The 14631-nt window shown below is 69.4% G+C and carries 13 protein-coding genes; 10 read left to right on the forward strand and 3 right to left on the reverse strand.

All coding sequences use genetic code 11. The features are described from left to right. Positions 1–106: 106 nt before the first annotated feature. From ACPWT1_RS19325 to ACPWT1_RS19340, 4 genes are all read left to right on the forward strand, one after another. Positions 107–1216 carry a 5-methyltetrahydropteroyltriglutamate--homocysteine S-methyltransferase gene (locus ACPWT1_RS19325; RefSeq protein WP_427912752.1) on the forward strand — a complete coding sequence of 370 codons (1110 nt, stop codon included), beginning with the start codon at positions 107–109 and terminating at the stop codon, positions 1214–1216. Between the two features lie 32 nt (positions 1217–1248). After that, on the forward strand, positions 1249–2247 hold the full coding sequence (locus ACPWT1_RS19330) for a virginiamycin B lyase family protein (protein ID WP_427912753.1): 999 nt from the start codon (positions 1249–1251) through the stop codon (positions 2245–2247). Positions 2248–2467: 220 nt separating this feature from the next. Beyond that, positions 2468–4048: a phospholipase D-like domain-containing protein gene (locus ACPWT1_RS19335; RefSeq protein WP_427912754.1), complete on the forward strand. Its 1581-nt coding sequence runs from the start codon at positions 2468–2470 to the stop codon at positions 4046–4048. 90 nt (positions 4049–4138) lie between these two features. Then, positions 4139–5413, forward strand: a complete 1275-nt coding sequence (locus tag ACPWT1_RS19340; RefSeq protein ID WP_427912755.1) for a DUF445 domain-containing protein — start codon at positions 4139–4141, stop codon at positions 5411–5413. A gap of 50 nt (positions 5414–5463) precedes the next feature. Here the strand turns inward: ACPWT1_RS19340 and ACPWT1_RS19345 are convergent, their stop codons facing one another. From ACPWT1_RS19345 to ACPWT1_RS19355, 3 genes are all read right to left on the reverse strand, one after another. Beyond that, entirely contained in the window at positions 5464–6450 is a 987-nt protein-coding gene (locus ACPWT1_RS19345) for a Bug family tripartite tricarboxylate transporter substrate binding protein (RefSeq protein ID WP_427912756.1), read from the reverse strand. A gap of 63 nt (positions 6451–6513) precedes the next feature. Further along, positions 6514–7716, reverse strand: a complete 1203-nt coding sequence (locus ACPWT1_RS19350) for a CaiB/BaiF CoA transferase family protein (protein ID WP_427912757.1) — start codon at positions 7714–7716, stop codon at positions 6514–6516. Continuing rightward, positions 7713–8666, reverse strand: coding sequence for a hydroxymethylglutaryl-CoA lyase (locus tag ACPWT1_RS19355; protein WP_427912758.1), 954 nt, complete (start codon positions 8664–8666; stop codon positions 7713–7715). Before ACPWT1_RS19355 ends, ACPWT1_RS19350 begins: the two co-directional genes overlap by 4 nt. 87 nt (positions 8667–8753) lie before the next feature. On the opposite strand from ACPWT1_RS19355, the gene ACPWT1_RS19360 reads away from it, so the two are divergent. The 6 genes from ACPWT1_RS19360 (at position 8754) to ACPWT1_RS19385 (ending at position 14629) form a co-directional block, all read left to right on the forward strand. Beyond that, positions 8754–9659, forward strand: a complete 906-nt coding sequence (locus ACPWT1_RS19360; protein WP_427912759.1) for a LysR family transcriptional regulator — start codon at positions 8754–8756, stop codon at positions 9657–9659. Beyond that, positions 9656–11638, forward strand: a complete 1983-nt coding sequence (locus tag ACPWT1_RS19365; RefSeq protein ID WP_427912760.1) for an aconitase family protein — start codon at positions 9656–9658, stop codon at positions 11636–11638. Before ACPWT1_RS19360 ends, ACPWT1_RS19365 begins: the two co-directional genes overlap by 4 nt. Positions 11639–11718: 80 nt before the next feature. Then, positions 11719–12012, forward strand: a complete 294-nt coding sequence (locus tag ACPWT1_RS19370) for a GYD domain-containing protein (protein WP_427912761.1) — start codon at positions 11719–11721, stop codon at positions 12010–12012. 27 nt (positions 12013–12039) lie between these two features. Further along, positions 12040–12816: a class I SAM-dependent methyltransferase gene (locus tag ACPWT1_RS19375; protein WP_427912762.1), complete on the forward strand. Its 777-nt coding sequence runs from the start codon at positions 12040–12042 to the stop codon at positions 12814–12816. Positions 12817–12914: 98 nt separating this feature from the next. Next, a complete protein-coding gene (locus ACPWT1_RS19380; RefSeq protein WP_427912763.1) occupies positions 12915–13394 on the forward strand; it encodes a cupin domain-containing protein in 480 nt (159 codons plus the stop codon). A 68-nt stretch (positions 13395–13462) separates the two neighbouring features. Further along, on the forward strand, positions 13463–14629 hold the full coding sequence (locus tag ACPWT1_RS19385; protein ID WP_427912764.1) for a serine hydrolase domain-containing protein: 1167 nt from the start codon (positions 13463–13465) through the stop codon (positions 14627–14629). Positions 14630–14631: the final 2 nt, after the last annotated feature.

Raw genomic sequence — 14631 nt, forward strand, 5'->3', positions numbered from 1 at the left:
CTGAAGAATTCTTTCGCGTCTTTCGCGGCCCTTTGCGTCTTTTGCGTTCGGCAGTCCGCTCCCTCTCCCCGATAACATCCCCCACTCTCCAACGGAACACTCAACCATGAAACTCCCTGCCCGCTACGACCATGTCGGCAGCTTCCTGCGTCCCAAGTACCTGCTGGAAGCGCGCGAGAAGAAGGCCAAGGGCGAGATCACGCCGGCGCAGCTGCGCGAGGTCGAGGACAAGGCCATCGCCGAGATCGTGAAGTTCCAGGAGGACATCGGCCTCAAGAGCATCACGGACGGCGAGTTCCGCCGCACCTATTTCCACATCGACTTCCTCGAGCAGCTGGGCGGCGTGAAGACCGACATCCCGGTCACCATCCGCAAGCCCGACGGCACCGAGGAACTGGCGCCGCCGGTGATCCGCGTGATCGACAAGGTGCGCCATGCCAAGGACATCCAGAAGGCCGACTTCGAGTACCTGAAGTCGCAGGTCACCGCCGGCCACACGCCCAAGGTGACCATCCCCTCGCCCACCATGCTGCACTTCCGTGGCGGCCGCGCCGGCATCAGCAAGGACGCCTATCCGGAACTCGAGCCCGCGTTCTATGACGACGTGGCCAAGGCCTATGGCGACGAGCTGCGCTCGCTGTACGCCTCGGGCTGCCGCTACGTGCAGATGGACGACACCAACCTCGCCTACCTGTGCGACGAGAAGATGCGCGAGGCCGCCCGCCAGCGGGGCGACGACCCGAACGAGCTGCCGCACCGCTACGCGAAGTTCATCAACAAGGTCGTGGCGCAGAAGCCCCAGGGCATGCTGCTGGCCATGCACCTGTGCCGCGGCAATTTCAAGAGCACGCACGCCGCCGCGGGCAACTACGAGCCGGTGGCCGAGGCGCTGCTCAAGGAGATGGACATCGACGCGTACTTCATGGAGTACGACGACGAGCGCTCCGGCGACTTCCGGCCGCTGCGCTACCTGCCCAAGGGCAAGACGGTCGTGCTGGGCCTGGTGACCACCAAGTTCGGCCAGCTCGAGAACAAGGACGCGCTCAAGCGCCGCATCGACGAGGCGGCCAAGTACGCGCCCATGGAACAGCTGGCGCTGTCGCCGCAGTGCGGCTTTTCCAGCACCGTGCACGGCAACAACATCGCGGTCGAAGACCAGCGCAACAAGCTGAAGCTGGTGGTCGACACGGCCAGGGAGATGTGGGGCGACAATTGATGCCCCGCTGATCTCCTTCGAAGGAGGTGTGCATGTCCCAGCCGCTCCGTCGTGACCTGCTGCAGGCAGGCGCCCTCCTTCCATTCGTCGCCGGGCTCCCGGCGATCGCCGCACCCGCAGGTGCGTCCGACGCCCCCAGGGTGCAGAGCTGGAAGCTCGCCACGCGCCGCGCCGTCGGCATCCACGACGTGTCACCGGCGCCCGACCACGGCATCTGGTTCACGGCACAGGGCAGCGGCCACCTGGGCTGGTTCGACCCCGCCACCGGCCGCACCGACCTGATTCCGCTGGGCAATGCCTCGTCGCCGCATGGCGTGATCGTGGGTCCGGACAGGGCCGCGTGGATCACCGACGGCGGCCAGAACGCCATCGTCCGCGTCGGCTGGCCCGACCGCCACGTGCGCGTCTACCGGCTGCCGCAAGGCGCGTTCGCCAACCTCAACACCTGCGCCTTCGACGGCGACGGCGACCTGTGGTTCACGGGCCAGAGCGGCTACGTCGGCCGGCTCGCGGTGAAGTCCGGACGCATGACCGTGAAGAAGGCGCCCCGGGGCGTCGGCCCTTACGGCATCACCAGCACGCCGTCGGGCGACGTCTGGTACTGCTCGCTCGCGGCCTCGTTCATCGCGAAGATCGACCGTCGCACCGGCGAATCCACGCCCATCGATCCGCCAACGCCCGAGTCGGGGCCGCGCCGCATCTGGAGCGACAACCAGGGGCGCCTGTGGACCAGCGAATGGAACGCGGGCCAGCTGTCGGTGTTCGATCCGCGCAACCAGGGCTGGCAGACGTTCAAGCTGCCCGGCAACGCGCCGCATGCCTATGCGGTCTACGTCGACGACCGCGACACCGTGTGGATCAGCGACTGGGGCAGCAACTCGGTGCTGTCGTTCGATCCCGCCTCGCGCAGGTTCACCGCTTATCCAATGCCGCGCGAGAGCGCCAACGTGCGCCAGCTGCTGGGGCGCAAGGGCGAGGTGTGGGTGCCCGAGAGCGGCACCGACTACATCACGGTGATCCGCACGGCGTAGCGGGGCCGGTTGTTTCATGCCGGGCCTGCCCCGGCATCCAGCAATGGCGTGCGATGCGATGGCCGCGCAGCCAGGTCAGCGAGTTCGCCGGTCACCACCTCGTCAAGCCGGCGGAGATGGTGCGCTTGGAAGCCCCTCGCGTTCGACGGTTGATGCAGGCCGGCAGCGAGGTGAAGATCCTCGGGCGCGTCGCGTGGGCCGGCGAACGAAGGGGAAAGCAATGATCCGCCTCTCGCTGCTCAGCCTGCAGCGACTCCTCGTTCTTGCGACAGCCGGCTGCGCCCTGCTGCCCGCGCGTGTGGATCGCATTCCATCCTCGGTGCTGAAGGACACCGCGCAGACCCGGATCAGCCGCACGGTCTTGCCGCTCACCAGCGCGCGCCCGCAGGCCAGCGGGGCGTATGCGCTGTTCAGCGCGCGGGACGCCTTCGCGGCCCGTTGGACTCTCGCGACCAATGCGGAACGCAGCCTGGACGTGCAGTACTACATCTGGCGTCCGGACACCAGCGGCAGCCTGATGGCTCACGCGCTGCGGGAGGCGGCCGAACGCGGCGTGCGCGTGCGCGTCCTGCTGGACGATGCCAACACGTCCGGCCTCGACGAGGACATCGCTGCGATCGCCGTGCATCCCAACATCCAGGTCCGGTTGTTCAATCCCTTCGCGAATCGCTCGTGGCGCGCGGGCGACTTGGTCGGCGATTTCGGGCGGGTGAACCGCCGCATGCACAACAAGTCGTTCACCGCCGACAACCGGGTCACGGTGGTCGGGGGCCGCAACATCGGCGACGAATACCTGGGCGCGGAAAGTCGCGTGGCCTTCTCCGACCTCGACCTCATGGTGATCGGTCCCGTGGTCGACGAGGTCTCCGCTGCCTTCGACGCCTACTGGAACAGTGCCTCTGCCTATCCGGTCGGGAGCTTGCTGCCGGCCCCGAGCGCGGCTGCCCTGGCGGAGATCGAGGACAAGTGGGCCCGCCGCCGCAGCGACCGGATGGCGGCGGACTACCTGGAAGCCGCGCGCAAGCTCAGCCTGGTGCAACGCATGCGGTCCGGCACCCTTCCACTGGCGTGGGGCCCCGCGCGCGTGCTGAGCGACGATCCGGCCAAGGTCCTGGGGACCTCCGGCGGCAGCGACGCGGGCATCCAGGGGGATCTCCGGACGGCGTTCGGCATGCCGCAGCGTGAGCTGCTGCTGGTGTCGCCCTATTTCGTGCCGGGCCAGGGTGGCAGCGCCCTGCTCGCCGAGCTGGCGGCGCGTGGCATCCGGGTCACCGTGCTGACCAATTCACTGGCGGCGACCGACGTGCCTGCGACGTACGCCGGCTACCTTCGCTACCGCGACCTGCTGCTGCGCGCCGGCGTTCACGTCCACGAGCTCAAGCCCTCGGCCCAGGCCGCGGTGGTGGCCGGCGGCCGCGAGGACCGCGAGGATCGCGGGCGCGGCATCGGGGGCAGCAGCGGCGGCAGTTCCACCGCTTCGCTGCATGCCAAGACGTTCGTGGTGGATCGCCAGCGTGTCTTCGTGGGGTCGTACAACCTCGACCCCCGGTCCGCCCGGCTCAACACGGAGATGGGCGTGGTGATGGACAACCCGGAGCTAGCCGGCCAGCTGGCCGACACGTTCGACGCGTACATCGCGCAAGACGCCTATGAACTGCGCCTCGACGGCGGCGGCGCAGTCACCTGGATCGAACGCACGGCGAGCGGCGAGGTGCGCCATGCATCGGCTCCGGGCACGGGCACGCTGCGCATGTGGTGGATCCACCTGCTCGGGCTGCTCCCGATCGAGTGGCTGCTCTGAGCAACGAGGCGGGCGCCGATCCCGGCCCCCTTGGCCGGCGGCTGGACCGGATACGGTTCAATCGGGGATCGACAAGCCGCGGAGGGCATCGTGGAGCACAAACGGCAGGAACTCGCATCCGCCAAGCGCAAGGCGAGCTTGCTGCTGGCGGCGGCGGCATGCACCTTCGGCATCACGATGCTGGTCACGCCCAACCCGTGGGTGCTCGCCGCCCGCGCGATCAGCGAGGCGGCGCTGGTGGGTGGACTGGCGGACTGGTTCGCGGTCAGCGCGCTGTTCCGGCGCATCCCCACCGGCATCCCCTTCATCACGGCCCACACGGACGTCATCCCGCGCAGCAAGGATCGCATCGCCGACAACCTCTCCGCCTTCCTCAAGGAGAAGTTTCTCGCGCCGCAGACGCTGGTCGAGCTGATCCGCCAGCACGACCCATCGCGCTACGTCGCCGACTGGCTCGCCGACCCCGCCAATGCCCGCCGGCTCGGCTCGCACGTGGCACGCGCCACCGAGGGCGTCCTGCACCTGGTCGAGGATGCCCGCATCGAACAGCTGCTGCGCGACGCCGCGCGCGAGGTGTTCAAGGGCGTGGACCTGACCGGCGCCCTGCGCGGCGTGCTGGAGATGCTGACCCGCGATGGCCGGCACGACCAGCTGCTGGAGCAGGCGCTGGACCGTGCATTGCGGCTGATGGACCGCCCGGAGACCCGCGCGTGGTTGGCCGCGCAGGTGATCGAGTGGCTGGCCCAGGAGCATCCCCGCAAGCAGAGGATCCTGCCGAAGCACTGGATCGCGCAGAACGTGGCAACCGCCATCGCCGATGCCGTCGCCGCCCGCCTGGAAAGCATCCGCGCGAATCCGGCGCACGCGTACCGGCAATTGTTCGACCGGTGGGTGCGCGACTTCGTGGTCCGGCTGCAGTCGGACTCCGCGCTGCAGGCGCGCGGCGAGGACATCAAGCAGTCGCTGCTGGACGATGCCACCTTCGGCACCTACGTCGGCACCCTCTGGGGGTCGCTCAAGGCCTGGCTGACGGACGACCTGCGCAATCCCCAGTCGGCCTTTCACCACGGCGTGGCCGCCGCCGGCACGTGGCTCGGCAGGCAACTGACGCAGGATCCGCAGCTGCGCCAGGCGCTGCGCTCACAGCTCGAGGACGCCGCCACCCGGCTCGCGCCGGACTTCGCCGAGTTCCTCACCAGCCATGTGCGTGACACGGTCCGCAGGTGGGACGGACGCGAGATGGCCGACCAGATCGAACTGAACATCGGCAAGGACCTGCAGGCGATCCGCGTGAACGGCACGATCGTGGGCGGGCTGATCGGCCTGGGGCTGTACCTGCTCACGTACCTCACGGGACGTGTCTGAACCGGTCCGGCAAGCCATGGCGGGCCAAGCCCGCCAGACCCTCGCGAGCCTTACTGCGGCTCCAGTCCCACCTTCTTCACCAGCGCCGCGTAGCGCTGCAGTTCCTTGCGGAACATGGCCTGCGCCTGCTCGGGCGTGCTGATCGCGATGGTGTTGCCCTGCTTGGCCATCGCGTCCTTGACGGACGGGTCGTTGAAGGCGGCGGTCACGGCGTCGTGCACCTTCGTCACCTGCGCGGCCGGCAGGTTCTTGGGCCCGATCACCGCGAACCAGGCCTCGACAGCGAAGTTCGGATGGCCCTGCTCGGCCAGCGTCGGGATGTCCGGCGCGGCCGGGGTGCGCTGAGCCGGCATCAAGCCGATGGCGTGCAGCGCGCCGCTCTTGATGTGCGGCTGCAGGCTGGGCAGCGCAGCGGTCGCGAAATCGATCTGGCCGCCGATCAGGTCGGTGACCATCGGGCCGACGCCGCGGTACGGGATGTGGCGCGCCGTGGCGCCGGTCTCCTCGAGGAACATCGCCGTCGCCAGGTGCAGGATGGTGCCGTTGCCGCCCGAGCCGTAGTTGTAGGTGTTCGGCTTGGCCTTGAGCAGCGCTACGAACTCCTTGGCATTGCTCGCCTTCACCTTCGCCGGGTTCACCACCAGCACCATCGGCGTGGCGCCCACGATGGCGATCGGCGTGAAGTCGTTCGGCATGTCGAACGGCAGCGACTTGATCACGCTCGGGAAGATCACGACGTTGTTGGACACCACCGAGAGCGTGTTGCCGTCGGGGGCCGAACGCGCCAGCGCCTGCAGGCCGACGATGCCGCCGGCACCAGGCTGGTTGTCGACCACGACCGAGGCATTGAGCGCCTTGGACAGGGCCGGCTGCGCCGCGCGGGTGATGGCATCGACGCCGCTGCCCGTGGCGTTGGGCAGGATGAACTTGACGGTGCCGCTCTGCGCACGTGCGGCGAGGGGAACGAGGCCGCCGGCAGCGGCCGCCGAGGCGGCGAGCAGGAGCGAGCGGCGCAGGGAATCGATCGAATCGGTCATGGGTGTCTGTCTCCAGGAGTCGTGATTGTCGCGGACGCGCCGCGGCCGCCCTGACTGTGAAAGTCAGGCGACCACGTGCCGCGAGCGCAGCGCGGCGATGTCCGTCTCGGTGTAGCCCAGACCGTGCAGCAGGTCGGCCGTGTGCTCGCCCATGCGCGGCGGGTCCATGCGCACGCCTAGCCGCTCCCCGTCCATGGTGATCGGGAACAGCGTGGCCTTGGCGGTCTGGCCGGCCTTGGGACCATCGGTGAGGCGCACGTCGGCCAGGCTGCCGGTGGCCAGCAGGTGCGGGTCGTCGAACAGCTCCTCGGGCTTGCGGATCGGCGCGAACGGAAGGCCGTGGCGCTCGAACAGGTCGGCCAGTTCCGCCGCCGTGCGCAGCGCCAGGCGCTCGCGCAGCACAGGCATCAGGCGCGGACGTTCGCGCACGCGGTCGTTGTTGCTGCCGTACGCCGGGTCGTTGAACAGGTCGTCGAAGCCCAGTGCGTTGCAGAACACCTTCCACTGCGCGTCGCTCACCGCCGCCAGGAAGATCTGCTCGCCGTCCTTGACGGTGAACACGTCGTACACGGTCCAGGCCGAGATGCGGTTGGGCATGGGCTCGGCCGCGACGCCGGTGATGGCGTACTGCAGCATGTGCTGGCCCACGAGGAACACGTTGTTCTCGAACAGCGCGCTCTGCACTTCCATGCCGCGGCCCGTGATGCCGCGCTGCACCAGCGCGCCGAGCGCGCCGATGGCGCCGAACATGCCGCCCATGATGTCGTTGACGCTGGTGCCCGCGCGCAGCGGGTCGCCCGGACGGCCGGTCATGTACGCCAGGCCGCCCATCATCTGCACCACCTCGTCCAGCGCGGTGCGATGGTCATAGGGACCGGGCAGGAAGCCCTTGAGGCTGACGTAGATCAGCCGCGGGTTGACCTGCGAGAGGCTGGCGTAGTCCAGCCCGTACTTGTCCATGGTGCCGGGCTTGAAGTTCTCGGCCACGACGTCGGCCTGCGCGCACAGGCGCCGCGCGATCTCGGCGCCCTCGGGGCTGCGCAGGTCGAGCGCGATGCTCTTCTTGTTGCGGTTGAACAGCGGAAAGAAACCCGCGCCGGCACCCAGCAGGTGGCGCGTGCGGTCGCCGTCGATCGGCTCGACCTTCACCACCTCGGCGCCCATGTCGGCCAGCACCATGCCGCAGGTCGGGCCCATCACCATGTGGGTGAACTCGACCATCCGCAGGCCGTTCAGCGGCTGCGGTGCCTTGCTGCCGGCGCTCATGCCGCCACCTCCTCGCGCTTCATCGTCTTCGGCAGGCCGGCGCGCCAGAGCGAGCCATGCAAGGTCTCGCCGTCGAGCCACGTCGCGAGCTTGCCGCGCAGCGCGATCAGCGCGTCGAAGTCCTGGCCAGTCTCGATGCCCATGCTGGCGAGCATGTAGGCGAGATCCTCGGTGGCCACGTTGCCACTGGCGCCGGGGGCGTGCGGACAGCCACCGATGCCACCGAGACAGGCGTCGAGGCGGCGGATGCCCAGCTGCAGGGCCGCGAAGCAGTTGGCCAGGCCCAGGCCCCGCGTGTCGTGGAAGTGGCCGCAGTCGAGACGCTCGCCCGCGACGCGCAGCACCTTCTCGAACAGGCGGCTCACCTGCGCGGGATCCGCGTAACCCACGGTGTCGGCAAGGCTCACGCGCTCGGCGCCGGCATCGAGCACGGCCTGCACCAGGCGGACCACTTCGTCCTCCTCGACCCGGCCCTGGATCGTGCAGCCGAAGGCCGTGCTGATGCCGACCTCGAGCAATGTGCGCGAACGTGCAGCGTCGCGCGCGGCGCGGATGCGCGCGACCTCGGCGACCACGTCGTCGGGCGACTTGCGCAGGTTGGCCAGGCTGTGCGCGTGGCTCGCGGACAGCGGCACCAGCATGGCGTCGGCTTCTTCCGCGATGGCGCGCTCGGCGCCCTTGAGGTTGGGCACGAGCACCGAGGCCACGAGGCCCGGCAGCGTCTTGGCGAAGGCCAGCAGCTCGGCGGTGTCGGCCAGCTGCGGCATCAGCCGGGCGGGCACGAACGAACCGACTTCGAGCTCACGCTGGCCGGCGGCGTAGGCATCGCGGATCCATTCCAGCTTGACGCTGGTGGGCACGACGCGCGGGATGTTCTGCAGGCCGTCGCGCAGGCCGACCTCGCGGATCGACACCTTGCGCGGCATGGCGCGGGAAGAGGAATCAGGCATGGCGACAGTCTAGAATTTCCAATCCGCCATGTCATCTCTATCTGAGAAGCATGGCGTTCCGATCCGGAACATCTCGACGCTGCTGCCTTGCGCGACCTCGACCTCACGACCCTGCGGCTCTTCGTCTCCGTCTGCGAGCTGGGCAACATCGCCCGCGCCGGCGAGCGGGCCAACATCGTCGGCTCGGCCATCAGCAAGCGGCTGGCCCAGCTGGAGGACCAGGTGGGCACGCCGCTGCTGGTGCGACGCCGCCACGGCGTGGTGCCCAGCGCGGCCGGGCACACGCTGCTGGAGCATGCGCGGGCGATGCTCGACAGCGCCACGCGCATCGAGCACGACATGCAGAACTACGCGGCCGGCGCGCGCGGGCAGGTGCGCATCCTCGCCTCGGTCTCGGCCATGACCGAGTCGCTGGCCGACGACGTCGCCGGCTTCCTGCAGCTGCCGGCACACCGCAACATCGCGGTGGACATGGAGGAGCGCGTCAGCCCGGAGATCGTGCGCGGCGTGCGCGACGGCCTGGCGTCGCTGGGCGTGTGCTGGGATGCCGCCGACATCGGCGCGCTGCAGTCGCGGCCGTACCGCAGCGACCACCTCGCGATCGTGCTGCCGGCGAAGCATCCGCTGGCCGGCCGCAAGCGGCTGCGCTTCGACGAGACGCTGGACTTCGAGCATGTGAGCCTGCCGGTCAACAGCGCCGTGCAGGTGATGCTGCAGAGACAGGCAGCGGCGCGCGGCCGCCAGCTGCGCCAGCGCGTGATCGTCACCAACTTCGAGGCCGCGTTGCGCGTCGTGCGCGCCGGCCTTGCCATCAGCGTCGTGCCGCGCGAGGTGGCGCAACTGCAATCCGCCGCCTACGGGCTGCGGCTGGTGCCGCTGGCCGAGTCGTGGGCCGAGCGGCGGTTCATCATCTGCTTCCGCGACGCGCAGCTGCTTTCGCCGGCCGCGCAGTTGCTGGTCGAGCACCTTGCCGCGAAGAGTCCCGCTCCATGACCACAGACACCCTGGACCTCGGCCCGGCGCCGCGTGTCCTCTTCCTCTCCGACGATCCCGCGCTGGTCGCGCGCCAGCTCGCGGGCGAACGCCTCACGCGCGCCAACGCCGGGCCGCTGCGGCACGACGTCTCCACCGACGAGATCACGCCGGTGGCGATCATGTCGCACTACGACGCCAAGCTGGCGCGCTTCCCGTACACGGGCCTGGAGTGCGGCGACCAGCTGCCGATCGCGGTCGGTGCCGTGCAGCAAGGCGGTTTCCAGGTCACGGCGGCCGGCCGCCGCTATGGCAAGGGCTCGTCCCGCGAACACAGTCCCGCGGCCGAGCGGCTGGCCGGCATCCGCCTCGTCATCGCCGAGAGCTTCGAGCGGCTGTACCGCCAGAACGCCGACAACATCGGGTTGTTCACCTCCACCGACTTCGGCCTGCTGGACCGCATCGCGCGCGGCGAGGCGATTCCCATCGACGATCTCGTGGCTGGCCGCGAGCCGCTGGCCGCCGCGATCCTGCGCGCCGGCGGCCTGCTGCGCTTCGGGCAGCAGCACCTGCGCGGCTTGAAGCCCGCGACCATGACTCTGCCATCAGGCCCGATGACGCTGTACGAGAAGATCGTTCGACGCCACCTGCTGGCCACGCCGGTGACGGCGGCCGAGCCCGTCGTCGGCCAGGGCTGCTTCCTGCGCGCCGACCTGCGCTTCATCCACGAGTACTACACCGGGATGGCCGCCCACATGCTCGACGCGACGCTGGGCCCGCAGCTGCGCCTGCACGAGCCGGAGAGCATCGTGGTCTTCGAGGACCACACCTCGTACATGGCCGAGAGCCCTGCGCACCTGAAAGCGGGCCTCGTTCCCAACATGCGGGCGATGCGCCAGGTCCAGCGCGACTTCGTGGCGCGCCACGGCCTGCGCAACCACCGCACGCTGAACGACGACGAGGCCGCGGCCGACGACGGCAGCAACGTCGCCGGCATCTCGCATGCGATGGTGGCCGAGCACTACGCCCTGCCCGGCCAGGTGGTGGTCGGCACCGATTCGCACACGCCGCACAGCGGCGCGCTGGGCTGCTTCGCGTTCGGCGTCGGGACGACCGACATGGCCAATGCCTTCGCGACCGGCGCCGTGCGCATGACGATGGCGCCGGTGCTGCGCGTGGACCTCGAAGGCACGCTCCCGGCTGGCCTGACGGCCAAGGACATCGTGCTGCACCTGCTGCAGCTGCCCGCGATCCGCACTGGCGGCGCCGTGGGTCATGTCTTCGAGTTCACCGGCCCGGTGATTGCAGGCCTCTCGATCGACGAACGCGCGACGCTCACCAACATGACGGCCGAACTCGGTGGCCTGACCGGCATCGTGGCGCCGGATTCGGAGACAGTGCGCTTCCTGAAGGAGCGGCGCGGCGTGGACGTCGTGCTGGAGCCCTGGATGCGCAGCGACCCGGGTGCAACATACGCTGACGTGATCACCGTCGAGTGCGACGCGCTGTCGCCGATGGTGGCGTCGCCGGGCGATCCGGGCAATGGCGTGCCGCTCGACCAGCTGCACGAGCCCGTGCGCGTGGACATCGCCTATGGCGGATCGTGCACGGCGGGCAAGCGCGAGGATTTCGACCACTACCACGCCGTGCTGGCCTGGGGCGTGGCGCGGGGCCTCAAGGTGCCCGACCACGTGCAGCTATACCTGCAATACGGCACCACCGCCGTGCGCGACTACTGCATCGAGCAGGGTTACGACGAGACATTCGCCGCGGCGGGCGCGCGCATCCTGCAGCCGTCGTGCGGCGCCTGTGCCAATTGCGGGCCGGGATCGTCCACCGATGCTGGCCAGGTGACGGTTAGCGCGATCAATCGCAACTTCCCGGGCCGCTCCGGGCCGGGACAGGTGTGGCTGGCGAGCCCGCCGACCGTGATGGCCAGCGCGCTGGCTGGGCAGTTGTGTTCCTGGGAAGCCCTGCAGCGCCGCGTCGCGGGTGCCTGAGCCGCATCCGGTCGTCGAAGCTCCTTGAACGTTCGGGCCGCGCGGACTAGTGTCAGCGCCCCAACCTCCAGGAGCCGATCATGGCGACATACATCGGGCTTGCGACCTTCACCGAACAGGGCATGCGCACCGTCAAGGACACCGTCAAGCGCGCCGACGCGGCACGCGAGATCGGGGCCAAATTCGGGGTGCAGATGAAGAACATCCACTGGACCCTGGGCGCCTATGACCTCGTGGTCGAATGCGAGGCCAAGGACGACGCGGCCATGGTCGCGTACTCGCTGGCGATCGCCAGCGCCGGCAACGTCAAGTTCCAGTCGCTGCGCGCGCTGACGCGCGACGAGATGTCCCAGGTGGTGACAAAGCTTCCGTAGCCACGAGCCGCGTTCCCGATCGCCCGGATGAATGCGCTGAACGCGGCCACCTGGCTGGACCCGCAGCTGGTCGCCTTCTACGCAGCGGATTCATCGTTGCAGCCGCCCGAGAGGCAAATCCTCGACGAACTGCGGCCCCGCATGGCGCGGTGGTCCATGCTCGACATCGGCGTGGGCGGCGGTCGCACCACCCGGCACTTCGCGCCGGTCGTGGCGGAGTACACCGGCGTCGACATCTCGCCGTCGATGGTGGAGCACTGCCGCCGCGAGTGGCGTTCCCCGACCTGCCGCTTCGAGGTGGCCGACGTCCGCGACCTGTCCGCCTTCGGTGAACGCCGCTTCGACTTCGTCCTCTTCAGCTTCAACGGGCTCGACTACCTCGGGCACGAGGACCGCTTGCGCGCGCTGCAGCAGATCCGCACCGTGTGCCGGCCAGGCGCCCTCTTCTGCTTCTCGACCCACAACATCCAGGCCCTGGGACACCTGATGCGGCTGCGCGCGCAGTTCTGCAGGGACCCGGCCTGGCTGCGGCGCAATCTCGCGAACTGGTGGCGATGGAGGCGACGCCACGCACGCGACGTCTCTCGCGTGGCCGCGCAACGCCTCGACTGGGCCATCGTCAACGACGGGGCGCACGAGTGCAGGCTGGCGACGTACTACGTTCGCCCGGCGGCGCAGCTCGCGCAGTTGCAGCCGGCATTCACCGGGATCCGGATGTTCTCGCGCGCGGGAGAGGAGCTGGCAGCCGAGCAGTTCGCGCGTGTCGACGACGACTGGCTGTATCTCCTCTGCCGGGCGGACTGAGCGGCGCCGATCACCCCGGCGGCCACGCATGTACCTGCTGCGCGGAGGCGCGCACGGTGCTAGAACGCCCGTCACCAGCCCACGAAAGGAGACCGATCATGCGCCGTGTCGTCGAACCCCTCCTGCTTTCATGCGCCGCCGCGGCGACGCTCCTTGCGGCCGCACCGGCCTGGGCCGTCCATGACGGCGAAGGCATGCAGTGGGGCGATGCGCCGCCGACGCTGCCGAAGGGCGCGAAAGTGGCAGTGCTGCAGGGCGACCCGTCCAAGCCCGGTCCCTTCGTGATGCGCCTGTCCACGCCGGGCGGCTACAAGGTCGCTCCTCATTCGCACTCGCAAACCGAGAACCTCACCGTCATCTCGGGAACTTTCCTGTACGGCCTCGGCGACAAGTTCGATGCGAAGGCGCTCAAGCCGATGAAGCAGGGCGCCTTCGGTTCCGTTCCCGCCGGCACCAACCACTATGCGATGGCGAAGGGGCCGACGGTGGTGCAGATCCACGGCGAAGGCCCGTTCGACATCAAGTACGTGAATCCCGAGGACGACCCGCAGAAGATGGCGCAGGCGAAGTCGCAGTGATCGCGCGCGGCGGCGGGTCGCTGCACGGCTGCATGCGGATCGGTTCGCCGCCCGGCTAGAGTGGCGGCATGAACTTCGATCGTGTCGACGCCGCACTGCAGGCCGAGGTGGATGGCCGCCGCTTCGCCGGATTCAACTACGCCGTGATCCACCGCGGCGAGGTGGTGGCCCGCCGCTGCGTCGGCTTCGCCGACCTGGAGCGGCGGGAGCCGATGCGGCTGGACCACCTGTTCCGCATCTTCTCCTGCACCAAGCTCGTCACCAGCTGCGCGGCGCTGCAGCTGTGGGAGCAGGGGCGCTTCGGCTTCGACGACCCGATCGGCCAGTACATCCCGGCGCTGGCAAACCTGCAGGTGCTCGCCGCACCCGACGCGCCGCTGGACACCGCGCGTCCGGCGAAGGAGCCCGTGCGCATCCGCCACCTGCTGACGCACACGGCCGGTCTCACCTATGGCTTCCTGGCACCGGAGACGCCGATCGCACGTGCCTACGTCGAGGCGAAGACAGGCAGTCCGGCCACGACGCTGGCGCAGCAGATGGACGCGCTGGGCACGCTGCCGCTGCTGTTCGAGCCGGGCAGCGCCTGGAACTACTCTGTGGCCACCGACGTGGTGGACCGGCTCGTGGAGGTGCTGTCCGGTCTGCCGCTGGACGCTTACTTCGAGCGGCACATCTTCGGCCCGCTCGGCATGCGGGAGACGTTCTTCCACGTGCCGCAGGACCAGCAGCACCGCCTGGCGACGCACTACGTCGGTGACGTGAACGACCCTGGCAAGCCGGGCCTCGCGAATGCCGAGCACCTGCCGTACGAAGGCGCGTTCCGCCGGCCGGCACCCCGCCTGAATCCGGGTGGCGGCCTGGTCTCCTCGCTGGGAGACTACACGCGCCTGGTGCAAGCCCTCGCCACGGGCGGCGCGCCGCTGCTGAAGCCGCCCACGATGGCGTGCGTGACGCAAAGCCAGATTCCGAGCGACATGCGCATGGGCTTCCCGGGCCAGCCGATGCTCGAAGGGCGCGGCCACAGCTTCGCAGCTTCCGTCTTCCGCGAGCGCACCTCGCAGGATCCGGCGGCCGAACCCGGCGAGGTGCAATGGAGCGGCATGTCCGCCACGCGCTGGATGTTCTCGCCGCGCGACGGCTTCGGCCTGGTGCTGATGACCCAGCGCTACCTGGGCTCGGGCCTGCCGTACTGGCCGGCGTTCAAGCAGGCGGTGCGGCAGGTCATCCCTGCCTGAGC

This window comes from Ramlibacter sp. MMS24-I3-19 (assembly GCF_050320135.1).
In the GTDB taxonomy this organism is placed as follows: domain Bacteria; phylum Pseudomonadota; class Gammaproteobacteria; order Burkholderiales; family Burkholderiaceae_C; genus Ramlibacter.